The sequence below is a fragment of the Bradyrhizobium liaoningense genome (assembly GCF_018130955.1).
In the GTDB taxonomy this organism is placed as follows: domain Bacteria; phylum Pseudomonadota; class Alphaproteobacteria; order Rhizobiales; family Xanthobacteraceae; genus Bradyrhizobium; species Bradyrhizobium liaoningense_C.
Genome location: NZ_JAFCJM010000017.1, coordinates 93,890 through 119,098 on the forward strand (window position 1 = coordinate 93,890; position 25,209 = coordinate 119,098).

At 63.6% G+C, this 25,209-nt stretch carries 18 protein-coding genes and 1 tRNA gene; 16 read left to right on the top strand and 3 right to left on the bottom strand.

What is annotated here, in order from left to right:
• Positions 1-135: 135 nt before the first annotated feature.
• Entirely contained in the window at positions 136-921 is a 786-nt protein-coding gene (locus tag JQ632_RS16855) for an SDR family NAD(P)-dependent oxidoreductase (RefSeq protein WP_212403698.1), read from the bottom strand.
• A gap of 133 nt (positions 922-1,054) precedes the next feature.
• Here JQ632_RS16855 and JQ632_RS16860 point away from each other — a divergent pair, with 133 nt between their 5' ends.
• The gene (locus JQ632_RS16860) at positions 1,055-1,753 is read left to right on the top strand and encodes a histidine phosphatase family protein (protein WP_212403699.1); all 699 of its coding nucleotides are present in this window, start codon (positions 1,055-1,057) and stop codon (positions 1,751-1,753) included.
• A 69-nt stretch (positions 1,754-1,822) separates the two neighbouring features.
• Positions 1,823-2,590, top strand: a complete 768-nt coding sequence (locus JQ632_RS16865) for an SDR family NAD(P)-dependent oxidoreductase (protein WP_212403700.1) — start codon at positions 1,823-1,825, stop codon at positions 2,588-2,590.
• 175 nt (positions 2,591-2,765) lie between these two features.
• Here the strand turns inward: JQ632_RS16865 and JQ632_RS16870 are convergent, their stop codons facing one another.
• Complete coding sequence (locus JQ632_RS16870) at positions 2,766-3,989, bottom strand: serine hydrolase (RefSeq protein ID WP_212403701.1); 1,224 nt, start codon at positions 3,987-3,989, stop codon at positions 2,766-2,768.
• A gap of 148 nt (positions 3,990-4,137) precedes the next feature.
• On the opposite strand from JQ632_RS16870, the gene JQ632_RS16875 reads away from it, so the two are divergent.
• The 12 genes from JQ632_RS16875 to JQ632_RS16930 all read left to right on the top strand — a co-directional run bounded on the left by JQ632_RS16875 (position 4,138) and on the right by JQ632_RS16930 (position 22,486).
• A tRNA-Trp gene (locus JQ632_RS16875) sits at positions 4,138-4,213 on the top strand.
• 288 nt (positions 4,214-4,501) lie between these two features.
• Entirely contained in the window at positions 4,502-4,693 is a 192-nt protein-coding gene (gene secE, locus JQ632_RS16880; protein WP_140976499.1) for a preprotein translocase subunit SecE, read from the top strand.
• A complete protein-coding gene (gene nusG, locus JQ632_RS16885) occupies positions 4,693-5,247 on the top strand; it encodes a transcription termination/antitermination protein NusG (protein WP_212403702.1) in 555 nt (184 codons plus the stop codon). The genes secE and nusG overlap by 1 nt, the downstream gene beginning before the upstream one ends.
• Positions 5,248-5,379: 132 nt before the next feature.
• A complete protein-coding gene (gene rplK, locus JQ632_RS16890; protein ID WP_128933125.1) occupies positions 5,380-5,808 on the top strand; it encodes a 50S ribosomal protein L11 in 429 nt (142 codons plus the stop codon).
• Between the two features lie 6 nt (positions 5,809-5,814).
• Positions 5,815-6,507 (top strand): 50S ribosomal protein L1, encoded by a 693-nt coding sequence (gene rplA, locus JQ632_RS16895; protein ID WP_212403703.1) that lies wholly within the window; start codon positions 5,815-5,817, stop codon positions 6,505-6,507.
• A 93-nt stretch (positions 6,508-6,600) separates the two neighbouring features.
• Complete coding sequence (locus JQ632_RS16900; RefSeq protein WP_212403704.1) at positions 6,601-7,566, top strand: 2-hydroxyacid dehydrogenase; 966 nt, start codon at positions 6,601-6,603, stop codon at positions 7,564-7,566.
• Between the two features lie 576 nt (positions 7,567-8,142).
• Positions 8,143-8,661: a 50S ribosomal protein L10 gene (rplJ, locus tag JQ632_RS16905; protein ID WP_212403705.1), complete on the top strand. Its 519-nt coding sequence runs from the start codon at positions 8,143-8,145 to the stop codon at positions 8,659-8,661.
• A gap of 54 nt (positions 8,662-8,715) precedes the next feature.
• Positions 8,716-9,093, top strand: coding sequence for a 50S ribosomal protein L7/L12 (rplL, locus tag JQ632_RS16910; RefSeq protein ID WP_212403706.1), 378 nt, complete (start codon positions 8,716-8,718; stop codon positions 9,091-9,093).
• A gap of 553 nt (positions 9,094-9,646) precedes the next feature.
• Positions 9,647-13,765 (top strand): DNA-directed RNA polymerase subunit beta, encoded by a 4,119-nt coding sequence (rpoB, locus tag JQ632_RS16915; protein WP_212403707.1) that lies wholly within the window; start codon positions 9,647-9,649, stop codon positions 13,763-13,765.
• 126 nt (positions 13,766-13,891) lie between these two features.
• Complete coding sequence (gene rpoC, locus JQ632_RS16920; protein WP_212403708.1) at positions 13,892-18,088, top strand: DNA-directed RNA polymerase subunit beta'; 4,197 nt, start codon at positions 13,892-13,894, stop codon at positions 18,086-18,088.
• 191 nt (positions 18,089-18,279) lie between these two features.
• On the top strand, positions 18,280-20,334 hold the full coding sequence (locus JQ632_RS16925) for an FAD-dependent oxidoreductase (protein WP_212403709.1): 2,055 nt from the start codon (positions 18,280-18,282) through the stop codon (positions 20,332-20,334).
• Between the two features lie 139 nt (positions 20,335-20,473).
• Positions 20,474-22,486 (top strand): ABC transporter ATP-binding protein, encoded by a 2,013-nt coding sequence (locus JQ632_RS16930; RefSeq protein WP_212403710.1) that lies wholly within the window; start codon positions 20,474-20,476, stop codon positions 22,484-22,486.
• On the opposite strand, the gene JQ632_RS16935 is transcribed toward JQ632_RS16930, so the two are convergent.
• Positions 22,429-23,652: an NAD(P)/FAD-dependent oxidoreductase gene (locus JQ632_RS16935; RefSeq protein ID WP_212403711.1), complete on the bottom strand. Its 1,224-nt coding sequence runs from the start codon at positions 23,650-23,652 to the stop codon at positions 22,429-22,431. The two genes, JQ632_RS16930 and JQ632_RS16935, sit on opposite strands and share 58 nt — an antisense overlap.
• A 669-nt stretch (positions 23,653-24,321) precedes the next feature.
• On the opposite strand from JQ632_RS16935, the gene rpsL reads away from it, so the two are divergent.
• A complete protein-coding gene (gene rpsL, locus JQ632_RS16940) occupies positions 24,322-24,693 on the top strand; it encodes a 30S ribosomal protein S12 (RefSeq protein ID WP_007603006.1) in 372 nt (123 codons plus the stop codon).
• A 15-nt stretch (positions 24,694-24,708) separates the two neighbouring features.
• On the top strand, positions 24,709-25,179 hold the full coding sequence (gene rpsG, locus JQ632_RS16945; RefSeq protein ID WP_212403712.1) for a 30S ribosomal protein S7: 471 nt from the start codon (positions 24,709-24,711) through the stop codon (positions 25,177-25,179).
• Positions 25,180-25,209 lie beyond the last annotated feature (30 nt).

Genomic DNA, 25,209 nt, shown 5'->3' on the forward strand with positions numbered 1-25,209 from the left:
TTGAGGGCATCTGCGGTCCGGATCGCGCATTGCGCGATCCTACTTTGCATGGGGTTGTTTTTCGAAAAAGGATGTTTCCTCAGGACGACAGTCGACGGTGTCGCCGCAGCCTTCGGCAAGGCGACACCGAACTTGTTACACCGGCTTGCCCGTATACGGCATCGATGCAGTCAGGCCACCGTCGACCGGGAACGCCTGGCCGTTGACATACGATGCTTCGTCACTCGCCAGGAACAGGCCCATCGCGGCGAGTTCGTGCGGCTGGCCGGGGCGCTTCAGCGGGTTGAGCTGGCCGATCTTGTCTGATGTGCCGCGCTCCTTGGCGCGATCGAAGATCGGTTTGGTCATGCCGGTCTCGATCAGGCCCGGACACACCGCATTGATGCGCACGCCGGTGCCGGAGAGCGAATAGGCGGTGGTCTGCACCAGAGAGATCACGCCGGCCTTGCTCGCCGCGTAAGGGTGACCGCTCGCGCCGGCCTTGAGGCCCGCGACCGACGCGGTCAGAACGATCGAGCCATATTGCTGCTTCACCATGTGCGGCATGGCGTGCTTCACGGCGAGGAAGGGTCCGATCAGATTGATGCGCAGGACCTCCTGCCACTGCTCCACCGTCTGCTCGCCGAGCGGCACCAGCCCGCCCGAGACGCCGGCATTGGCCCAGATCACGTCGAGCCGGCCATGCGTCTTCACGGCTTTGTCGATGACGGCGATGACGTCCTTCTCGGAACCCGCATCCGCCATCATCGCTTCGGCGATGCCGCCGGCCTTCTTCACCTCGTCGACCGTCTCCTTCACCGCCTCAGTGCGATCGACCGCGATCAGCTTTGCGCCTTCCCTGGTGAACAGGAGCGCGGCCGCACGGCCGATGCCGCTGCCTGCGCCAGTGATGATGACGGATTTGCCTTGCAGGCGGCCCATGCGTTTCTCCCTTTCGCTCACGCGCGACGCTTGCCGCGCGACGGAATTTCAAACAAGATTTCAAACACGTTAGTGTCTTGAGACGCGTCCGCTACTCACGTACAGCGACATCAAACGGGATGGAAGAGTTTCGATGGCAGGTGCAGACAAGCCGAAAGTGGTCACGACACGGTGGTGGTGGGTCCGTCACGCGCCGGTGCGCAATGACGGTGGCAATATCTACGGGCAGAGCGACATCGCCTGCGACACCAGCGACACCTATGTGTTCAACGCCGTCGCAAAGGTGCTGCCGCGCCATGCGGTCTGGTATTCGAGCAATCTGATGCGCACGCACCAGACCGCGGAGGCGATCTGGGCGGTCGGCTTTCCAAAACCGGCAACGATGAAATGGGAAGCCGATCTCGCCGAACAGAATCTCGGCCAGTGGCAGGGCACGAGCCGCGCCGCGTTTCTTGCGAGCCGCCCCGTCGGCTCGAGCTGGTTCGCCGACATCAATGAGCCCGCGCCCGGCGGCGAAAGCTTCATGGATCTCTACAACCGCACCCGCCGCACCATCGAGCGGATCAACCTCGAGGCCGCCGGGCAGGACGTGATCGCGGTCGCGCATGGCGGCACGATCAAGGCGGCGCTCGGGTTCGCGCTCGACGGCCAGCCGGAGCGGGGGCTGTCGTTCGACATCGACAATTGCTCGGTGACACGGCTGGACTACTTCTCGAGTCCCGAACGCACGGTCTGGCGCCTGCCCATGGTCAATCAGCAGCCGTGGATCGCGGATGACGCGCATGCGGCGATGCATCAGCCGGCGGGACCGGAAGTCAAGAAACTCGCCTGAGCCCTTGTCCGATCACCTGGTCGCGGCGCAGGCTTCAAACAAATTGAACTCGTACTCTGGGAGAGAAACATGACCTTGTTCGACATGAAGGGAAAAGTCGCTGTCATCACCGGCTCGACGCGCGGCATCGGGCTTGCGATCGCCGAGCGCATGGCCGAGCACGGCGCCAAGGTGGTGATCTCCTCGCGCAAGGCCGACGTCTGCGAGCAGGTGGCGCAGGGCATCAACGACAAGTTCGGCAAGGGGACGGCAGTGGCGATCGCCGCCAACATCTCCTCGAAGGAGAATCTGCAAAACCTGATCGACGAGAGCAACCGCGCCTTCGGCAAGATCGACGTGCTGGTCTGCAACGCTGCGTCGAACCCGTATTACGGTCCGCTGGCCGGCATCTCCGACGATCAGTTCCGGAAAATTCTCGACAACAACATCGTCGCCAACAACTGGATCATCTCGATGGTGGTGCCGCAGATGATCGAGCGCAAGGACGGCTCGATCATCATCGTGTCCTCGATCGGCGGCCTCAAGGGCTCGACCATCCTCGGCGCCTACGCGATCTCGAAGGCCGCCGACATGCAGCTCGCGCGCAACCTGGCCTGCGAATACGGCCCGCACAACATCCGCGTGAACTGCATCGCGCCCGGCCTGATCAAGACCGACTTCGCAAAAGCCTTGTGGGACAATCCGGAGAACCTGAAGGCCTCGACCTCGCGCTCGCCGCTCTTGCGCATCGGCATCCCCGACGAGATCGCGGGCGCGGCCGTGTTCCTGGGCTCGAAGGCCGGCGACTTCATGACCGGCCAGACCATGGTGATCGACGGCGGCGCGACGATCAGCTGACGCTTGCGCGGGAAGGGGGCGCGTACGCGCCTCCTACTCAGTCGTCATCGCCCGCGAAGGCGGGCGATCCAGTATCCCAGAGGCGGCAGTTGTGAGCGACAACTCTCGCCGCGGAGTACTGGATGCCCCGCCTTCGCGGGGCATGACAGAGAAAATTTGAGGACGCGCCGTCCCCTCACTCCACCGCCGCGTAAACCAGATCCCGCACCAGCGTGCGCGTGTAGTCGCGCTGGCCCGGGCCCTGGCTCATGAACACGGCGAAAAGATCCTCCTTCGGATCGATCCAGAAGAAGGTGCCGGCAATCCCGCTCCAGAAGAACTGACCGACGCTGCCCGGGAACGGCGCGATGCCGGCGTCCCGGCGCACCGCGAAGCCGAGGCCAAAGCCGTGGCCGGGTGCCAGCAGCGTGCCGTTGGTTTGAACGTCGGGCCCGAGGTGATCGGAGGCCATCAGCTCCAGCGTCTTGCGGCCGATGATCCTGTTGCCGTCGAGCGTGCCGCCATTGCGCAGCATCAGCGCGAAGCGAGCGTAGTCCATCGTGGTGGTGACGAGACCGCCGCCGCCGGATTCCATCACCGGCTTCTCCAGCATGTTGAAGAGGGCCACCTTGTCGCCGGTCCATGGATCGGTCGAATAGGCCTCAGCGAGCCGGTCGGCGTTAGCCTCGTCGGTCGAGAAGCCGGTATCGGCCATCTGCAGCGGCGCAAGGATGCGCTCGGTGAGGAAGGCGCCGAGCGACTTGCCGCTGACGACCTCGATGATGCGGCCGAGGATGTCGGTGGAGCGGCTGTAGTTGAACTCTTCGCCGGGATGGCAGACGAGGGGGAAGCTCGCGACCAGCGCCGCATGCTCGGCATTGGTGATCTTGCGGCTGCGTACCCGCGATTCCTGGTAGAGCTTGTGCACGGGGCCGTCGCCCTGGTGCTCATAGGTCAGGCCCGAGGTGTGGCGCAGCAGGTCCTGCACCGTCATCGGCCGCTTTGGCGGAACCAGCTCGAGCTTGCCGCTCGAGACGACGCCGACCTTCTGGTCCGCGAATTCGGGGATGAATTTTGCGACGGGGTCGCCGAGCAGGAGGTGGCCGTCCTCAACCAGCATCATGATGCCGACCGAGACGATCGGCTTGGTCATGGAGAAGGCCCGGAAGATCGAATCATGCGCCATCGGCGCGGGGCCTGCGGGGTTCTGCCTGCCGAGCGCTTCGAACCAACCGACCTGGCCGCGGCGGGCCACCAGCACGGTCACGCCGGGAATGGTTCCCTTGTCGATCTCGCGCTTGAAGGCGTCGGACATCACCTGCAGCCGGGCAGGAGACAAACCGAGCGTTTCGGGCTTGGCCTGCGGCAAAGACGGGGTCTGCGGGGCGGTCACAGGCTTCGCGGCGGCTTGGGGGTTCATGGTCTCTCCCGGGTTGCTCTTCTTGTTGAAGATGAACTGTGGCCCAGAAGTCGCGGCCTGAACAAGCCGTCTCCCCGCGCTTCTCCCTTGCAATCCGGCCGCCCCCTGTGCTTGAAAGCGCCCCTGAGCCGCGGCGACGCAGGTTCGTAGGAGTGTAGCTCAATTGGTAGAGCACCGGTCTCCAAAACCGGGGGTCGCAGGTTCGAGCCCTGCCACTCCTGCCAGCGAACGTCGCCACTAACCCCTTGATCCCGAACCTTTCCGAACCGGCGCCGAGAATCCGGGCCGACCGGCCGCAGTCGCCGATACCTTGACCTTTGGCCCCATCCGCAGTAGATAGCGGCCACTCGCAGCCGGCCCGTTAGACGCGGATCTCCGGCGCGGCTTTGAAATCCCCGAACAATCGAGCCCGGTTTCCGGCTCATCCTTCACATCGAGGGCTGGGCCCCAGGCGGCTGTTCGGATCCCCAATCATCTGTAGCCGTCTCGCGACGGACGTTGGACACCGAACGATGGCGATCAGCCCGTTTAAATTCTTGCAGGAAGTGCGCTCGGAGACCGCCAAGGTCACTTGGCCGACCCGCCGTGAGACCACGATCACCACCATCATGGTGTTCGTCATGGTCGCGCTGGCGTCGATCTTCTTCTTCGCCGCCGACCAGATCATCCGCTACCTCGTCACCCTCCTTCTGGGCGTTCACTGATGGCAACAGCTACAGCACAACTGTCCGACAAGCGCTGGTATATCGTCCACGCCTATTCGAACTTCGAGAAGAAGGTCGCGGAGTCGATCCGCGAGCAGGCCAAGCAGCGCGGGCTCGAGGAACTCTTCGAGCAGGTGCTGGTGCCGACCGAAAAGGTCACGGAAGTGCGCCGCGGCCGCAAGATCGACGCCGAACGCAAGTTCTTCCCGGGCTATGTGCTCGTGAAGATGAAGCTGACCGACGAGGCGTTCCATCTCATCAAGAACACCCCGAAGGTGACGGGCTTCCTCGGCGCGGAAAACAAGCCGATGCCGATCTCGGAGAAGGAGGCCATGCACATCCTGCATCAGGTGCAGGAGGGCGTGGAACGTCCGAAGGCGTCGGTGTCGTTCGAGATCGGCGAGAACGTGCGCGTGGCCGATGGCCCGTTCGCCTCGTTCTCCGGCGTGGTCGAGGAAATCGACGAGGCGCGCTCGCGCCTGAAGGTCGCGGTGTCGATCTTCGGCCGTGCAACGCCGGTCGAACTGGAATTCGGTCAGGTCGAGAAGGTCTGATCGCGATAGCGCGGAGCGCGTCTCTGCGTTGAACAAGGCCGTGGGAGGAAGAGGGCGGTTGCCAGCCGCGCTCGATCCCAACCACGGAACCTGAAACCGCTGGCCGATAGGCCGGCACAACAGGAGTGATACATGGCAAAGAAAGTGACCGGATACCTGAAGCTTCAGGTCCCGGCCGGTGCGGCGAACCCGTCGCCACCGATCGGTCCCGCGCTTGGTCAGCGCGGTCTCAACATCATGGAGTTCTGCAAGGCGTTCAACGCCCAGACCCAGAAGGAAGAGAAGAACACCCCGATCCCGGTGATCATCACCATCTATGCGGACCGCTCCTTCACCTTCGAGATGAAGACGCCGCCGATGTCCTACTTCCTCAAGCAGGCTGCAAAGATCCAGTCCGGCTCGAAGGCGCCGGGCCGTGACAAGGCCGGCAAGGTGACCAAGGCGCAGGTGCGCGAGATCGCCGAGAAGAAGATGAAGGATCTCAATTGCGACAGCATCGAGTCGGCCATGAAGATGGTCGAGGGCTCCGCCCGCTCGATGGGTCTGGAAGTTGCGGGGTAAGCGGTCATGGCAATCGGAAAGCGTTTGAAGAAGGCCCGCGAAGGCGTTGACCGCGAGAAGCTCTATCCGCTCGCGGAGGCCATCAAGATGGTCAAGGAGCGCGCCAAGTCGAAGTTCGACGAGACGATCGAGATCGCGATCAATCTCGGCGTCGATCCCCGTCACGCCGACCAGATGGTCCGCGGTGTCGTCAACCTGCCGAACGGCACCGGCCGCACGCTGCGCGTCGGCGTGTTCGCCCGTGGCGCCAAGGCTGATGAAGCCAAGGCCGCTGGTGCCGACGTTGTCGGCGCCGAGGACCTGGTTCAGAAGGTGCAGGAAGGCACGATCGAATTCGACCGTTGTATCGCCACTCCCGACATGATGCCGCTGGTGGGCCGTCTCGGTAAGGTGCTCGGCCCGCGCGGCCTGATGCCGAACCCGAAGATCGGCACCGTGACCATGGATGTCACGTCAGCCGTGAAGGGCGCCAAGGGCGGTTCGGTCGAGTTCCGCGTCGAGAAGGCCGGCATCGTGCAGGCCGGCGTCGGCAAGGCCTCCTTCTCCGAGGAGAAGCTGGTCGAGAACGTCAAGGCGCTGACCGATGCGGTCGCCAAGGCGAAGCCGGCCGGTTCCAAGGGCACCTACATCCAGCGCGTTGCGGTGTCCTCCACCATGGGCCCCGGCGTGAAGGTCGAGCCGGGCACCATCCTCGGCTGACGCAATAGATCAAGAGATGAGGGCAGGGGCGGAATTGGGCAACCGATTCCGCCCCTTCCGTTTGCGAGGCCGAGTTCGGGAGAAACAGCAATAATGGCTGACAAGGTGCTGATCTACACGCGCTTTCCGAAGACGCTGATGACGCGCTTTGCCGAACGGTTCGACCTGCTCGACACCGCGGGCAAACCGGCCAACGAGGTGTTTCCGGTCGAGGAGCTCGCCGCTGTCCGCGCGATGCTGACGGCGGGCGGCACGCCGCTCGGCGGCGCCGAGATGGATCGCTTCCCGAAACTGGGCGCGATCATCTGCTACGGCACCGGCCATGACGGCGTCGACCTGAAGGCGGCCGCCGCGCGCAACATCGCGGTCGGCCACAGTCCCGGCGCCAATGCCGCTTCGGTGGCCGATATCGCCATGACCTTGATGCTGGCCGCCACCCGGCGAATCCTGGTCGCCGACCAGTACGTCCGAAGCGGCGATTGGGCCGCCTCAAAGCAGTCGCCGATGATGCGGCCGCCGGCCGGGATGCCCAGCCGCCGCATCGGCATCTACGGCATGGGCGAGATCGGCCGAAAAATCGCCGCACGCTCTGCCGCGTTCGAATCTGAGGTCGGCTATTTCAGCCGCAGCCGGCACGACGTGCCCTATCAGTATTTTCCGACCCTCGAAGCGCTGGCCGACTGGTGCAGCGTGCTGATGGTGGCGGTGCGGGCGAGTGCGGAGACCAGCCATGTCGTCAACGCCGACATTCTCAAGCGGCTGGGCGCCGACGGCTTCATCGTCAACATCTCCCGCGGCTCTGTGATCGACGAGGCGGCGTTGGTCGCGGCCCTGACCGACGGGACGATCGCCGGCGCCGGCCTCGACGTCTATGCCAGGGAGCCGCACGCGCCCGACGCACTGACGGCGCTGCCCAACGTGGTCCTCAGCCCGCATATCGGCGGCCACACCCGCGATTCGCACGTCGCCATGCAGAACTGCGTGCTGGCCAACCTGACTGCGTTCTTCGCCGGCAAGCCGCTGCCCCACGAGGTGCGGGAGGGGGCCAAAACGGCCTGAATCGGGCGCTTTCGGGCGAGGTCAAGTGCTTCGGCCAATCGATTGGAACTGGTGTGAATTTTGCTCTTGGCAAGCGGCACCGGAGCGGTTAAAGAACCGCCTCCGGACGTGCTGGCCTCTGCTGGCGCGTCCGTGCACGCATTCCGAAAACCCGACACGGTAGGAGATCATTCCTTTTCAGGACGTCCGAAAGGATTTGCCCGAAAGGAAAGAGAGCCCATCGGTGGGTGGAAGGCGCGCAGGGGTTGACCGGCATGCCGGCCGACCTCGTCCTGTCCAAGACTGCAGGCGCCCGCGGAGAATTCAGTTTCTTCAACGGCTTAATCGCATGGCCTGCACAGACGGGTGAAGACCGGATTTCGCTTCGCAGCCTTGCCTTCGGGCGGCTCGGAATGGGTTTGGTTCGGACCTCGACACCCCGCGGGCCCAATAGGCTTTCGGGAGGGCAGGCTTCAATTGTCGTCTCGCCCCGGCGTGTCCAAAGGGTTTTGACCCAGAGGTTCAGGTTTGGGTGGGACGATGGGTGCAACCCGGCAGTCCCGCTTTTGCGCGACTGCCAACCGGAGAGAGCTTGCTGTGGAACGAGCGGCAAAAAAAGAGGCGGTCGAACAGCTCAATGAGGTCTTCAAGACCACGAGCGTCGCGGTCGTTGCTCAATATTCCGGCCTGACCGTTGCCCAGATGCAGAAGCTGCGAATGCAGATGAAGCAGGCTGGAGCCTCGGTGAAGGTCTCGAAGAACCGTCTCGCCAAAATTGCTCTTGAAGGCACTGACGTCGTTGCCATCGGCCCCATGCTGAAGGGGCCGACCGTGATCGCTACTTCGAACGATCCGGTGGCGGCGCCAAAGGTCGCCATCGATTTCGCCAAGGCGAACGAGAAGTTCGTCATCATTGGCGGCTCGATGGGGAAGACCGTCCTGAATGTCGATGGCGTGAAGGCGCTTGCCTCGCTGCCGTCGCTTGACGAACTGCGCGGCAAGATCGTCGGCCTCATCGTGGCCCCGGCGACCAAGATCGCTCAGCTCGCGAACGCGCCCGCGGCCAAGCTCGCGCGCGTCATTCAGGCTCATGCCTCAAAGGGCGAAGCGGCCTGACGCCCTTCGCAAAACTCAAACCCGAACCAGACATAGACGTAAGGAAACTGAACAATGGCTGACTTGCAGAAGATCGTTGACGACCTCTCGAGCCTCACCGTGCTCGAAGCTGCCGAACTGGCGAAGCTCCTCGAAGAGAAGTGGGGCGTGTCCGCCGCTGCCGCCGTCGCGGTGGCCGGCCCGGCTGGTGGTGGCGCTGCCGCCGCTCCGGCGGAAGAGAAGACCGAGTTCACGGTCGTTCTCGCCAACGCCGGCGACAAGAAGATCGAGGTCATCAAGGAAGTCCGCGCCATCACCGGCCTGGGCTTGAAGGAAGCAAAGGACCTCGTCGAGGGCGCGCCGAAGCCTGTGAAGGAAGGCGTGAACAAGGAAGAGGCCGACAAAATCAAGGTCCAGCTCGAGAAGGCTGGCGCGAAGGTTGAGTTGAAGTAAGCGAAGCTTGCTTCAATTTCATCCCGGACAAGCGAGGCGAAGCCGAGCGCGATCCGGGATCTCGTCCCAAGAGTGTGGATGGCCGGGGCAATTTGGGTGAAGACGCGCTTCGCGCTTTTGCCCGGCCATGACGAACGGAAAGACGGGGCTCCAATGCAAAAGGCGTGCGACGGGACATCCCGACGCAGGCTGAACACGAAAATGTGTGGGGATTTGAGGGCTTACCCCTCGAATCTCCACTATTGTCGCCCCATATCGGGTCGGCAGCACGAAAGCGCGGCGGCGGAAAAGGCGAGTTTCCCGCAAGCCGTTGGGAGAGCAGGCTATTTCGGGCTTTTGCAGTCCGTGAAGACAATCGTTGTGACGGGCGGGTGCGCGTTCGCGCCCCGCGCGTCGTTTTGCGTTTTGAAGGTCTGAAGAACAGTTCAGGACTTTAGCGTCCGGAATTGGACTTCTGGCTCTCGAAACGGGTTCGAAAAATTCAACCCGGGGAGCGGTGGCAGCCGTGTCCCGGAAGGCGCGCCCAAAGCGGGCGCCGAAATGAGAGGCCACGATGGCGCAGCAGACATTCACCGGTCGCAAACGCGTTCGCAAGTTCTTCGGACACATCAAGGAAGTCGCCGAGATGCCGAACCTCATCGAGGTTCAAAAGGCGTCCTATGACCAGTTCCTGATGGTCGAGGAACCCCAGGGCGGGCGGCCGGACGAAGGCTTGCAGGCGGTTTTCCGTTCGGTGTTCCCGATCTCGGACTTTTCCGGCACCTCGATGCTGGAATTCGTCCGCTATGAATTCGAGCCGCCGAAATACGACGTCGACGAGTGCCGCCAGCGCGGCATGACCTTCGCTGCGCCCCTCAAGGTGACGCTGCGCCTCATCGTGTTCGATATCGACGAGGAAACCGGCGCCAAGTCGGTGAAGGACATCAAGGAGCAGGACGTCTACATGGGCGACATCCCGCTCATGACGATGAACGGCACCTTCATCGTGAACGGCACCGAGCGCGTCATCGTTTCCCAGATGCACCGTTCGCCCGGCGTGTTCTTCGACCACGACAAGGGCAAGACCCACTCCTCTGGCAAGCTGCTGTTCGCTGCCCGCGTCATCCCGTATCGCGGCTCCTGGCTCGACATCGAGTTCGACGCCAAGGACATCGTCTATGCGCGTATCGACCGTCGCCGCAAGATTCCGGTGACGTCGCTGATGTTCGCCCTCGGTCTCGACGGCGAGACGATCCTGTCCACCTTCTACAAGAAGATCCTCTACAAGCGGACCAAGGAAGGCTGGCGCGTTCCGTTCGACGCCAACCGTTTCCGCGGCTACTCGACCATCAACGACCTGATCGACGCCGACACCGGCAAGGTCGTGCTCGAGGCCGGCAAGAAGCTCACCGTCCGCGCCGCCCGCCAGCTCCAGGAGAAGGGGCTGAAGGCGCTGCGCATGTCGGATGAGGAGCTGGTCGGCAACTACCTCGCCGAGGACCTCGTCAATCCGAAAACCGGTGAGATCCACGCCGAAGCCGGCGAGGAGATCACCGACAAGTCCATGAAGGTCCTGAACGAGCAGGGCTACAAGGAGCTGCCGCTGCTCGACATCGACCACGTCAATGTCGGCGCCTACATCCGCAACACGCTCTCGGCCGACAAGAACATGACGCGTGAAGATGCGCTGTTCGACATCTACCGCGTGATGCGTCCGGGCGAGCCGCCGACGCTGGATTCGGCGCAGGCGATGTTCCAGTCGCTGTTCTTCGACGCCGAGCGGTACGACCTGTCCGCGGTCGGCCGCGTCAAGATGAACATGCGCCTCGACCTCGATGCGCCCGACACCCAGCGCACGCTGCGCAAGGAAGACATCCTCTCCGTCATCAAGACGCTGGTGGACCTGCGCGACGGCAAGGGCGAGATCGACGACATCGACCACCTCGGCAACCGCCGTGTGCGTTCGGTCGGCGAGCTCATGGAGAACCAGTACCGCATCGGCCTGCTCCGCATGGAGCGCGCGATCAAGGAGCGCATGTCCTCGGTCGACATCGACACGGTCATGCCGCAGGACCTGATCAACGCGAAGCCCGCGGCTGCCGCGGTGCGCGAGTTCTTCGGCTCCTCGCAGCTCTCGCAGTTCATGGACCAGACCAACCCGCTGTCGGAGATCACCCACAAGCGCCGTCTCTCGGCGCTTGGACCGGGCGGTCTGACCCGCGAGCGCGCCGGCTTCGAGGTGCGCGACGTGCATCCGACGCATTACGGCCGCATCTGCCCGATCGAGACGCCGGAAGGTCCGAACATTGGCCTGATCAACTCGCTGGCGACCTTTGCGCGCGTCAACAAGTACGGCTTCGTCGAGACGCCGTACCGCAAGGTGAAGGACGGCCGCGTCACCGACGAGGTCGTGTACCTCTCGGCGATGGAGGAGGGCCGCTACACGGTCGCGCAGGCCAACGTGCCGCTCGATCCGAAGGGCCGCTTCACCGAGGACCTCGTGGTCTGCCGTCACGCCGGCGAAGTCCTGCCGGTGACGCCTGATAAGGTCGACTACATGGACGTGTCGCCGAAGCAGCTCGTTTCGGTCGCCGCCGCACTGATCCCGTTCCTCGAGAACGACGACGCCAACCGCGCGCTGATGGGCTCGAACATGCAGCGCCAGGCGGTGCCGCTGGTTCGCGCCGAGGCGCCGTTCGTCGGCACCGGCATGGAAGGCGTGGTTGCCCGTGACTCGGGTGCCGCGATCGCGGCGCGCCGTTCGGGCGTGATCGACCAGATCGACGCCACCCGCGTCGTCATCCGCGCGACGGAAGATCTCGATCCGACCAAGTCGGGCGTCGATATCTACCGCCTGATGAAGTACCAGCGCTCCAACCAGTCGACCTGCATCAACCAGCGTCCGCTGGTGAAGGTCGGCGACATCGTCAAGAAGGGCGACATCATCGCGGACGGTCCCTCGACCGACCTCGGCGAGCTCGCTCTGGGGCGCAACGTGCTCGTCGCGTTCATGCCGTGGAACGGCTACAACTTCGAAGACTCGATCCTGCTCTCCGAGCGGATCGTGAAGGACGACGTGTTTACCTCGATTCATATCGAAGAATTCGAGGTGATGGCCCGCGACACCAAGCTCGGACCCGAGGAAATCACCCGCGACATTCCGAACGTCTCGGAAGAAGCGCTGAAGAACCTCGACGAAGCCGGCATCGTCTACATCGGTGCGGAAGTGCGCGCCGGCGATATCCTGGTCGGCAAGATCACGCCGAAGGGCGAGAGCCCGATGACGCCGGAAGAGAAGCTGCTCCGCGCCATCTTCGGCGAAAAGGCTTCCGACGTGCGCGACACCTCGCTCCGCGTGCCTCCGGGCGTGCAGGGCACCATCGTCGAAGTCCGCGTCTTTAACCGCCACGGCGTCGACAAGGACGAGCGTGCGCTGGCGATCGAGCGGGAAGAGATCGAGCGTCTCGCCAAGGACCGCGACGACGAGCAGGCGATCCTGGACCGCAACGTCTACAGCCGTCTCGCCGACCTTCTCGAAGGACGGCAGGGCATCGCCGGCCCCAAGGGCTTCAAGAAGGACACCAAGATCACCCGCGCGGTGCTCGAGGAGTACCCGAAGTCGCAGTGGTGGCTGTTCGCCTCGCCCAACGACAAGCTGATGGCCGAGATCGAGGCCATGCGGAAGCAGTATGACGAGTCGAAGAAGGGGCTCGAGCAGCGCTTCCTCGACAAGGTCGAGAAGCTGCAGCGCGGTGACGAGCTGCCGCCCGGCGTGATGAAGATGGTCAAGGTCTTCGTCGCGGTGAAGCGCAAGATCCAGCCCGGCGACAAGATGGCCGGCCGCCACGGCAACAAGGGCGTGGTGTCGAAGATCGTGCCGATCGAGGACATGCCGTTCCTCGAGGACGGTACGCACGCCGACATCGTGCTCAATCCGCTCGGCGTGCCCTCGCGCATGAACGTCGGGCAGATCCTCGAGACGCATCTCGGCTGGGCCTGCGCCGGCCTTGGGCGGCGCATCGGCCAGACGGTCGATGCCTATCTGTCGAAGCAGGACATGAAGCCGCTGAAGGAAACCTTGAAGCGGATCTACGGCGACGACGAGACGATCAAGACGCTCAACGACGGCGAACTGATCGAGCTCGGCCGCAATCTGAGCCACGGCGTGCCGATCGCGACGCCGGTGTTCGACGGCGCCAAGGAGTCCGACATCGAGGAGATGCTGAAGCTCGCCGGTCTCGACGCTTCGGGTCAGTCGACCGTCTATGACGGCCGCACCGGCGATCCGTTCGATCGCAAGGTGACGGTGGGCTACATCTACATGCTCAAGCTGCACCATCTCGTGGACGACAAGATCCACGCGCGTTCGATCGGTCCGTACTCGCTCGTCACCCAGCAGCCGCTGGGCGGCAAGGCGCAGTTCGGCGGCCAGCGCTTCGGCGAAATGGAGGTGTGGGCGCTCGAAGCTTACGGCGCGGCCTATACGCTCCAGGAAATGCTGACCGTGAAGTCGGACGACGTCGCCGGCCGTACCAAGGTGTACGAGGCGATCGTGCGCGGCGACGACACCTTCGAAGCCGGCATCCCGGAATCGTTCAACGTGCTGGTCAAGGAAATGCGCTCGCTCGGCCTCAACGTCGACCTGCACAATTCCAAGGTCGGACCGGCGCCGACGTCGGAAGCGGCCGAGTAACGCGACTTTTCATGCCCGGCCTCGCGGCCGGGCATCGGCGCCTCGTCCCGAGCGTGAGGGCAGGGCGCCCCGCAAAATGATTTTCGAATTTGCTGCCGGCCTCGACCGGCACGCGAGGAGAAGACGATGAACCAAGAGATTATGAATCTTTTTAACCCGACGACGCCGGCTCAGGTCTTCGACCAGATCCGGATCTCGATCGCGTCCCCCGAGAAGATTCTGTCCTGGTCCTACGGCGAGATCAAAAAGCCGGAGACCATCAACTACCGCACCTTCAAGCCCGAGCGCGACGGCCTGTTCTGCGCGCGCATCTTCGGGCCGATCAAGGACTACGAGTGCTTGTGCGGCAAGTACAAGCGCATGAAGTACAAGGGCATCATCTGCGAGAAGTGCTCGGTCGAGGTCACGCTGTCGCGCGTCCGGCGCGAGCGCATGGGCCACATCGAGCTCGCAGCCCCCGTCGCCCACATCTGGTTCCTGAAGTCGCTGCCCTCGCGCATCGGCCTCTTGCTCGACATGACGCTGAAGGATCTCGAGCGGATCCTGTACTTCGAATACTACGTCGTGCTCGAGCCGGGCCTCACCGCGCTGAAGGACCGTCAGCTGCTGTCGGAAGACGAGTATCTGAAGGCACAGGACGAGTACGGCCAGGATTCGTTTACCGCCATGATCGGCGCCGAGGCGATCCGCGAGCTGCTCAAGGGCATGGACCTCGAGAAGCTCGAGGTGACCCTGCGCGCGGAGATGGCCGACACCGACTCCGACATCAAGCACAAGAAGCTCGCCAAGCGTCTCAAGATCGTCGAGGCGTTCCGCCACTCCGGCAACAAGCCGGAATGGATGATCCTGACCGTCGTTCCGGTGATCCCGCCGGATCTGCGTCCGCTGGTGCCGCTCGACGGCGGCCGCTTCGCGACCTCCGACCTCAACGACCTCTACCGCCGCGTCATCAACCGCAACAACCGCCTGAAGCGGCTGATGGAGCTGCGCGCGCCCGACATCATCATCCGCAACGAGAAGCGCATGCTTCAGGAAGCGGTCGATGCGCTGTTCGACAACGGCCGCCGCGGTCGCGTCATCACCGGTGCCAACAAGCGTCCGCTGAAGTCGCTCGCCGACATGCTGAAGGGCAAGCAGGGCCGCTTCCGTCAGAACCTGCTCGGCAAGCGCGTCGACTATTCCGGCCGTTCGGTGATCGTGGTCGGTCCGGAACTGCGCCTGCACCAGTGCGGCCTGCCGAAGAAGATGGCGCTCGAGCTGTTCAAGCCGTTCATCTATTCGCGGCTTGACGCCAAGGGCCTGTCCACCACGGTTAAGCAGGCCAAGAAGCTCGTCGAGAAGGAGCGGCCCGAGGTCTGGGACATCCTGGACGAGGTGATCCGCGAGCATCCGGTGCTCTTGAACCGCGCGCCGACGCTGCATCGCCTCGGCATCCAGGCGTTCGAGCCGGTGTTGATCGAGGGCAAGGCGATCCAGCTCCACCCGCTGGTCTGCGCCGCGTTCAACGCCGACTTCGACGGCGACCAGATGGCCGTGCACGTTCCGCTGTCGCTCGAAGCGCAGCTGGAAGCGCGCGTCCTGATGATGTCGACCAACAACATCCTGCATCCGGCGAACGGCCAGCCGATCATCGTGCCGTCGCAGGACATCGTGCTCGGTCTCTACTACCTCTCGATCCTGCGCGAAGGCATGCCCGGCGAGGGCAAGGTGTTCGGCGAGATGGCCGAGCTCGAGCATGCGCTGCACTCGAAGGTCATCCACCTCCACACCAAGATCAAGTACCGGTGGGAAGGCATCGGCGAGGACGGCAAGCCCGCGCGCCGCTGGATCGAGACCACGCCCGGCCGCATCATGCTCGGCAACGTGCTGCCGAAGCATGCGAAGATCTCGTACGACATCATCAACAAGCTGATGACCAAGCGCGAGATCTCCGGCGTCATCGACCAGGTCTACCGTCACTGCGGTCAGAAGGAGACGGTGATCTTCTGCGACCGCATCATGGCGCTCGGCTTCTACAACGCGTTCAAGGCCGGCATCTCGTTCGGCAAGGACGACATGGTCGTGCCGCACGGCAAGTGGAAGATCGTCGACACCACCCGTACGCTGGCGAAGGATTTCGAGCAGCAGTACAATGACGGTCTGATCACCCACGGCGAGAAGTACAACAAGGTCGTCGACGCCTGGTCGAAGGCCACGGAAGAAATCGCCAAGGCGATGATGAAGGAGATCTCCTCGACCAAGAAGACGGCGAGCGGGGCGGATGCCGACATCAACTCGATCTACATGATGGCGCATTCCGGTGCGCGCGGTTCGCCGGCGCAGATGCGTCAGCTCGCCGGCATGCGCGGCCTGATGGCCAAGCCGTCGGGCGAGATCATCGAGACGCCGATCATCTCGAACTTCAAGGAAGGCCTTTCGGTGCTCGAGTACTTCAACTCGACCCACGGCGCCCGCAAGGGCCTCGCGGACACCGCGTTGAAGACCGCGAACTCCGGCTACCTGACGCGGCGTCTGGTCGACGTGGCGCAGGACTGCATCATCACGCAGGACGACTGCGGCACCAAGCTCGGCATCAAGATGCGCGCCATCGTCGATGCCGGCACCGTGGTCGCCTCGCTCGGCTCGCGCATCCTCGGCCGCACGGCCGGCGAGGACGTCAAGGACGGCTCGGGCAAGGTGATCGTCAAGCGCGGGACCTTGATGGAAGAGATCCACGTGGACGCCATCCAGCAGGCCGGCGTCCAGGAGGTGAAGATCCGCTCGGCGCTGACCTGCGAGCTCGTCAACGGCATCTGTGGCAAGTGCTACGGCCGCGACCTCGCCCGCGGCACGCCGGTCAACCACGGCGAAGCGGTCGGCGTCATCGCGGCGCAGTCGATCGGCGAGCCGGGCACTCAGCTCACCATGCGCACCTTCCACATCGGCGGTGCGGCGCAGCTCAACGAGCAATCGTTCGTCGAATCCAATTTCGACGGCAAGATCGTGATCAGGAACAAGGCCATCGCCCGCAACAGCGAAGGTCACCTGATCGCAATGGTGCGCAACATGGTGGTGGCGATCGTCGACGGCGACGGCACCGAGCGTGCGACGCACCGCATCCAGTACGGTTCGCGCCTGCATATCGACGAAGGCGACATGGTCAAGCGCGGCCAGCGCATCGCGGAGTGGGATCCCTACACCCGTCCGCTCCTCACCGAGGTGGAAGGCACCATCGGCTTCGAGGATCTGGTCGAGGGGCAGTCGATCTCGGAAACGCTCGACGAGTCCACCGGTATCGCCAAGCGCGTGGTCATCGACTGGCGCTCGACCCGCGGCGGTGCGGACCTGCGTCCGGCCATCGTTGTCAAGGGCAAGGACGGCAAGGTCCTCAAGCTCGCGCGTGGCGGCGATGCCCGCTACATGCTGTCGGTCGACGCGATCCTTTCGGTCGACACCGGCTCGAAGGTCCAGCCGGGCGACATCCTCGCCCGTATCTCGACCGAGAGCGCCAAGACGCGTGACATCACGGGCGGTCTGCCGCGCGTGGCGGAACTGTTCGAGGCACGGCGTCCGAAGGACGCGGCGATCATCGCGGAAATCGCGGGCACCATCCGGTTCGGCCGCGACTACAAGAACAAGCGCCGCATCTCGATCGAGCCGATGGACAAGACCGAGGAGACCCGCGAGTACCTGATCCCGAAGGGCAAGCACATCCACCTTCAGGACGGCGACGTCGTCGAAAAGGGCGACTTCATTGTGGAAGGCAACCCGGCGCCGCACGACATCCTGGCGATCAAGGGCATCGAGGAACTCGCGGCCTATCTGGTCAACGAGATCCAGGAGGTCTACCGGCTGCAGGGCGTGCTCATCAACGACAAGCACATCGAGGTGATTGTCCGTCAGATGCTCCAGAAGGTGGAAATCACCGACCAGGGCGAGACCGACATGATCTCCGGCGAGCAGGTCGACAAGATCGAGTTCGACCAGCTCAACGAGAAGGCGAAGGAAGAGGGCAAGAAGCCCGCCACGGGAACGCCGGTTCTGCTCGGCATCACCAAGGCGAGCCTGCAGACCCGCTCCTTCTTCTCGGCGGCCTCGTTCCAGGAGACCACCCGCGTCCTCACGGAAGCGGCGGTCAACGGCAAGGTCGATCCGCTCGAGGGCCTCAAGGAGAACGTCATCGTCGGCCGGTTGATCCCGGCGGGCACCGGCGCCTCCATGGCCAAGATCCGCGAAGTCGCCATGAAGCGCGACAAGCTGATCCTCGACGAGCGCGAGAAGCAGGCCTCCATCGTCTCGCCGGCGCCGGAAGCGGAACCGGTGGCGCTGCCGCCCGCGGAATAATAGCTCCTCCGTACGATTACTGAGGACGATGAAAAGGCCGGCTCACGCCGGCCTTTTTGCTGCTTTCTTTGCTTGTTGCAGTGCAGGGACGCCTTTCGTTCATCTTCCCTTCAGGGTGAAAAGCGCTTTTGCTAGGGTGGCTTAGACCGGAGGTCCCGACACGGGGGGCGGCCGGAGACCACGGAACTCACATGCTTGATCTCGCAATCGTAGGCGGCGGCCCCGGCGGGCTGATGAGCGCCTGGTATCTGAAGCGTAAGCTCGGCGATCTCTGCCGCGTCACCATCTACGAAGCGTCCGATCGTCTCGGCGGCAAGATCGTCACCCGCAAATTCGATTCCGCGCCCGCGATGTACGAGGCCGGCGTTGCCGAGATCTATGACTACTCGATGACGGGTCCGGATCCGCTGCGCGAGCTGATCCAGCACTTCGGACTGCAGACCATTCCGATGGATGCGGAGCAGGTGCAGTTCGGCGGCGAGCTGCTTAATGATGTGCCGGGCATGCGCCGCAGGTACGGCGCCAAGACTGCCGCCGCGATCGAGGCCTTCCGCCGGCGCTGCGCCGAGCTGATGTCGCCGATCGAGTATTACGAGGGCGTCGGCGCGCACGACAACGAGCATCCCTGGGCGCACAAGACCGCGGAGCAGGTGCTCGACGAGGAAGTCGACGATGCGACCGCAAAACGCTTCTTCAAGGTGATGGCGCGCTCCGACATCGCGACCGAGAGCCACAACACCAACGGGCTCAACGCGCTGAAGAACTATCTGATGGATATCGACGGCTATATCGGCCTCTATTCCATCCAGAACGGCAACGAGCAGTTGATCGAGTGCCTGCAGTCCGAGGTCAACGCGGACATCCAGCTCAATCATCGCGTGCTCGCCGTCGGCAAGGCGGCGACCGGCCGCTACCAGCTCAAGATGATGAACGGCAAGGGACCGGAGACGCGCGACTTCGACCTCGTGCTGGTCTGCCTGCCGCACTCCTGGCTGCACACGATGGGCTGGGAAGGCGAGCAGCTTCGCAAGTCGATGGTCAAGCACGTCGCTTATTTCGACCGGCCGGCGCATTATCTGCGGGTCTCGATCCTGTTCGACGAGCCGTTCTGGAGCGACAGGATTCCCGGCGCCTGGTTCATGTCGGAGGCCTTTGGCGGCTGCTGCGTCTACAACGAGGGCGCGCGCCACGACGTCGGCAAGCACGGCGTGCTGAACTGGCTCATTCCCGGCTCCGATGCGCTGGCCTTTGCCAACCTGTCGGACCAGGAGCTGATCGACGCCGCGCTGAAATCGCTGCCGGCCTCGCTGGGCGATGCCCGTGCGCATTTCATGGAAGGCAAGATCCACCGCTGGCTGTCCTCGGTGAATGCGATCCCCGGCGGCTTGCCCGTGCGCGACGTCATGACCAACCACCGGCCGGAGCCGAAGGAGCACCCCGGCATCGTGCTGGTCGGTGACTATCTGTTCGACTCCACGCTGAACGGTCTGCTGGACTCCTCGGACGCGGCGACCGACATCATCCTGACCGAGATGATGCGTCTGCGCCGCGCGAAGAGCCAGGACGAGAAGCCGCTGTCGGACAAGATCGACCGCGATTATTTCGAGAACTATCGCGGCGTCGGTCCCTATGGCGAGGCGTGGCGGCAGTTCACCGATCCCGACTATCTCACCAAGCTGATCGACATCGTCTGGGGCAGGGCGAAGGGCACGAAGCTCCTGGTTGCCGGTTCCGCCAGCGGTGAATTGGTCGGCGCGCTGCGCGAGCGCGGCATCGACGCCTTCGGCATCGAGAACAACCGCGCCATCCATGCCAAGACGCCGAAGGCGCTGCAGAAGTACAACAAGCTCGGCTCGATCGTGGACATGCCGTTCAAGGACTGCGCCTTCGATTTCGTGTTCGAGACCAGCCTCTGCCACGTCTCCGAGAAGCAGGTGCCGCGCGCCATTCGCGAGCTCAACCGCGTGGTCAAGACCGGCCTGGTGTTCGGCTCGGTGACCTCGGACATGGCGCCCGCCCTGATCGACCGCTACGATCTGTTGCGCGGCGTCAGGAAGCTCGGCACCTGGTGGGAGTGGTCGGAGCTGTTCTTCGGCAACGGGTTCGACTTGTCGATGCACCGCAACGACTGCACGGATGCGCTGTGGGCGGCGACGCTGTCCGCCAACAAGGGCCCGGGCCAGTGGTACGCCGACGCCGACAGTCTGCGTTACTCGTTCTTCGACAAGGTTGAGGACGAGGACTAGGCGCAGTTTCGGAAAGAACGGGCATTTGCCAATTGTTTTGCCGAATTCATTTTGATCGCATAGAATCGGTGTCATAGCGGTTTCCGCTATTCCCTCGGTTTCTCTGCGGTCATGCCGGCCGTCAGCATCGGTTGGTTTCATGGCGCCTAGGTCTTCCTCGTCGGATACACAGAAGCTCGCTCTCGCGGACGCGGCGGCCGAGCTCGAGGACAAGCTCGCCGCCGGCAAGCAGGCCGCGGTTGAGGACGACGAAGGCGACGACGAGGAGGATGAGGACGAGCTTGCCGGGCTCGACGATGACGATGAGGACGAGGATCTCGTCGTCTTTACCGCCCGCGAAGCCGCCGGCGCGCTCTCGACCATCCTGAGCTTCGTCAAGCCCTATCTCGGCAGCTACAAGCGCATGCTGGCCTTCGTGTCGTTCGGCGTCATGATCGAGACGCTGTTCAACGTCATCATGCCGCTCAGCCTGAAATTCCTGATCGACGACGCGCTCGGAGAGGAAGACTTCCAGGCGCTCTACAAGATCCTCGGCGTGCTGGCGGTGGCCGGCATCTTCACCTCGATCGTCGCGGTCTGGTACGAGCGCTGGGATGCGCGGCTCGCCGCCTGCATCATCTCCGATATCCGCAGGCGCTTGTTCGAGCACGTCCAGGACCTGCCGGCGTCCTATTTCGGGCGCACCAAGCGCGGCGAGATATTGTCGCGCTTCTCGGTCGATCTCTCCGCCGTCGAAGGCTCGATCAAGACCTTTGCCAACAGCGCCGCGCTGCCGTTCCTGGAACTGATCGCCGGCATCATCCTGATGGTGTTCCTGAACTGGCAGCTCGCCGCGGTGGCGCTGCTGGTGTTCCCGATCACCCTGATCGGCCCGCGCATCCTCACCCCGAAGGCGGTGCAGGCCAACTACGAGCAGAAGATCAACGAGGCCTCGCTGCTCGGCATGGTGCAGGAAAATGTCGGCGCGCAGGCGGTGATCAAGGCGTTCAGCCTGCAGCGCAAGATGTTCGGCTTCTTCACCTTCCGCAACAACGAGACCCGCAACAGGATTGCGTCAGCCGCCTTCCTGTCCACGATGGTGGAGCGGACGGTCACGATCTCGGTGCTGCTGTTGCACCTCGTGGTGCTGGCGATCGGCGCGTATCTGGCGACCAAGGGCCAGATCACCATCGGTACCTTCGTCACCTTCGAGAGCGCGTTCTGGGAGGTCTCCTACAACATCGCCCATGTGATGCACTTCATCCCGGTGTCGATCTCCTCGGCCGCCGCCGTGCGCCACATCCAGGACCTCCTGGACGAGCCGACGCGTGGCGCCGACCGCGCCGGTGCGCCGGACCTTCCGCGCATCACCAATGACATCACCTTCGACCGCGTCACCTTCCAGTATGAAGGCAGCCAGACGCCGGTGCTGGACAATCTCAGCCTCAAGCTCAATGTCGGCAGGAGCATCGCGATCGTCGGCCCGAGTGGTTCCGGCAAGAGCACGCTGCTCAACCTGATCCTGCGGCTCTACGTGCCGGACGAGGGCCGCGTCACGATCGACGGCGTCGATATCCGAAAGGTCACGCTGGGGTCGCTACGGCAGAGCATGGCGGTCGTGTTCCAGGAGAACATGCTGTTCAACATGTCGATCCGCGAGAACATTCGCCTCGGCAAGGAGGGCGCCACCGACGCGGAAGTGGAAGAGGCGGCCAAGAAGGCGGAGATCCACCGCTACATCATGAGCCTGCCGCAGAAATACGACACGCCGGTCGGCGAGCGCGGCGACACCCTGTCGGGTGGTCAGCGCCAGCGCATCGCGATTGCGCGTGCGATCATCCGCAACCCGTCGGTGCTGCTCCTGGACGAGGCGACCTCGGCGCTGGACCAGACCACGGAAGCGGCGATCAACCGCACGCTGCTCAAGGTCGCCAAGGGCCGCACCATGATCTGGTCGACGCACCGCCTGACGTCGGTGGTTGAGATGGACGAGATCATCGTGATTTCAGGCGGCCGCGCCATCGAGCGCGGCTCGCATGCCGAGCTGCTCGCCAAGAACGGCGTCTATCGCAAGCTGTGGGATGACCAGATCCACCAGCCGCATGGCGGCGCGCGTCAGGTCGACGACGACGACAGCGATGACGATGACGACGAGGACGACGACGAGGAGTGACCGAGGAAATTCGGCTCCAGGCGAAACTGCCTTCCAAGGCGCCGTAGCAGGCCCTGGGCGGACCAGGCCGTGAAGCGCGCCCAGCGCTGGGCTGCCCAATAGGGGCTCGTCGACGTCGAGACCTCGCGGAAATCGAAGGCCTTTGCCGCGGCCCAGGCGTCGCAGTCGCGCTTGACCGGATCGTCGTAGAAGGTGCTGATCTTGCCCGCATCCATGCCGTCGGTCGCAAGCCAGGCCGGGATGTGCACGTTGCAGAGCCGTTCGACGTCGGTGAACACCTTGTCGGTGCCGGTGCCGGCGACGGGGCAGGAGGTCGCGAAGGCATCGCCGACCAGCACGAGACCGGCCTGGCGCACCGCGCCGTGCACGTAGAGATCGACGGGGCGGATCTTGACGTCACCAGAGACGTCGAAGGCGCCGGTGATGCGCTTCAGCCGCGGCAACGCAGCGTTCAGTGTCGTCACCGGTGCCCGGCGCAGCTCGCGCAGCCAGGGATCGTCGGCGGGGCGGTAGACGAATAAATTGGCGCGCATCCGCGTGCCGATCGGAAACAGGGTGAGGTAGGGGATGCGGTCGCTCGGCCGCTCCGAGAAATAGGTGAGTGCCGGGAAATCGAACGAGGGACGCCCGACCGGCGTGACGTCGAAACCGACCGAGATCGAGTGTCCCGCGCTGACGATGTCGCGCTGGAGGCCGAGCTGGTGGCGCAGGCCGACATTCAGTCCATTGGCGAGCACGACGAGTCGCGCGGATACGGTCTCGTCGTTGGAGAGGGTGATCTTCTGGCGATCTGCACTGGTCGACACCGACAGAGCCTTGGCGCAGATCGTCTGGACAGATCCTGGAATCTCAGCGCGGATCGCGTTGACGAAGGAATGATAGTGGAAGCCGAACTGGTGGCTCGGTGACTTGTCGAGCAGGCGGCCGAAGCGCGCAATCCAGTTCTCGCCGCCGAAGGTCGTCTGCCGGAGTACCGATTCGGCGAATCCGGTGCGCCGGAACAGCTCGACCTGGGTGTCGCCAGAGATTTTCTCGACTCGAAAATCCGGCGGATAGTCGCGGTGAGGGTCGATCAGCACGGCCGAAATACCGGCGCGGCCGAGCATCGCCGCGGCGGTCGAGCCGGCCAGGCCCCCGCCGATGATCGCAATGTCGGTATACCGCATGGGGTATTTTCTCCGCCGAAACGCCATCTGTGCGCACGAACAGGAAAAAAAGCCTTAGCGCCGGTTATAAAAGTATATTTTACCCGGATATAAATTGGTTCGGGCTGGCGGAACAGGGGAGCGGCCCCCATATCCGGGAGGCGCGGTGAGGGCACCAAACAAGCGAATTCTACAAGCGCGATAAGCGCTTTGGCGCTGTGGTTTCGCCTTGACTTGACCGATTCTCACTTATAGAAAGCGCCTCACTTAACGACAGGCGGTGAGCATCGCCAACGTCGGAACGGAGCACCCGTTAGGTCCCTTAGGACCGCTTCGCGGGCACCAACCTCGACGAATGCCGCTCAAACGCTGTCGATGATAGCTAGGCAATGCCAGGACGATACTAGTTCTCTTGAGCACGTCCTCTTGAGATCGAACTCGGATGCATGACCTCGGTACGCGGCCGCCGGCTTAACCGCCGAACGGCCTGAAGACTGCGGTCCTCTGTGGCGTCGAAGCGCTTTCTGCTCAGCGATTGAGCGGATGGCGCAATTTCGCTTTGCGCGGTCGTTTCGCGTAGATCGGCCCCTCGGACGGGTTGTCCGGAGAAGAATTTGCGGACCCGGTAACGGTTCGCGGCAAGAAAGCGGACCCGCAAGGGACCGCGGCAGAAAAAGGGTGAAGGCCAGGATGCCGACGATCAACCAGCTGATCGCACAACCGCGTGAAGTGCAGAAGTCGCGCAAGAAGGTGCCGGCGCTGCAGCAGTCGCCGCAGAAGCGCGGCGTGTGCACGCGCGTCTACACCACCACGCCGAAGAAGCCGAACTCGGCGCTTCGTAAGGTCGCCAAGGTGCGCCTGACCAACGGCTTCGAGGTCATCGGCTACATCCCCGGCGAGGGCCATAACCTCCAGGAGCACTCGGTGGTCATGATCCGCGGCGGTCGCGTCAAGGACTTGCCCGGCGTGCGCTACCACATCCTCCGCGGCGTGCTGGATACCCAGGGCGTCAAGAACCGTAAGCAGCGTCGTTCGAAGTACGGCGCCAAGCGTCCGAAGTAAGCGGGAACCTCTTCCATGTCTCGTCGCCATTCTGCCGAAAAGCGTGAAGTTCTGCCCGATCCGAAGTTCGGGAACATCGTCATCACGAAGTTCATGAACTCGGTGATGTACGCCGGCAAGAAGTCGGTCGCCGAAAGCATCGTCTACGGTGCGCTCGGCATCATCGAAACCAAGACCAAGCAGAACCCGCTCGGCGTGTTCGAGCAGGCGCTCGAGAACGTCATGCCCACGATCGAAGTGCGCTCCCGCCGCGTCGGCGGTGCGACCTATCAGGTCCCGGTCGAGGTTCGCTCGGTGCGCCGGCAGGCGCTCGGGATCCGCTGGCTGATTTCGGCCGCGCGCGAGCGCAATGAGAAGACGATGACGGAGCGGCTCTCGGCGGAGCTTCTGGACGCGTCGAACAACCGCGGGAACGCCGTCAAGAAGCGCGAAGACGTGCACCGGATGGCCGAAGCCAACCGTGCCTTCTCGCACTATCGCTGGTAACGGCGACACACGGAATCTAAGGAACAGCCT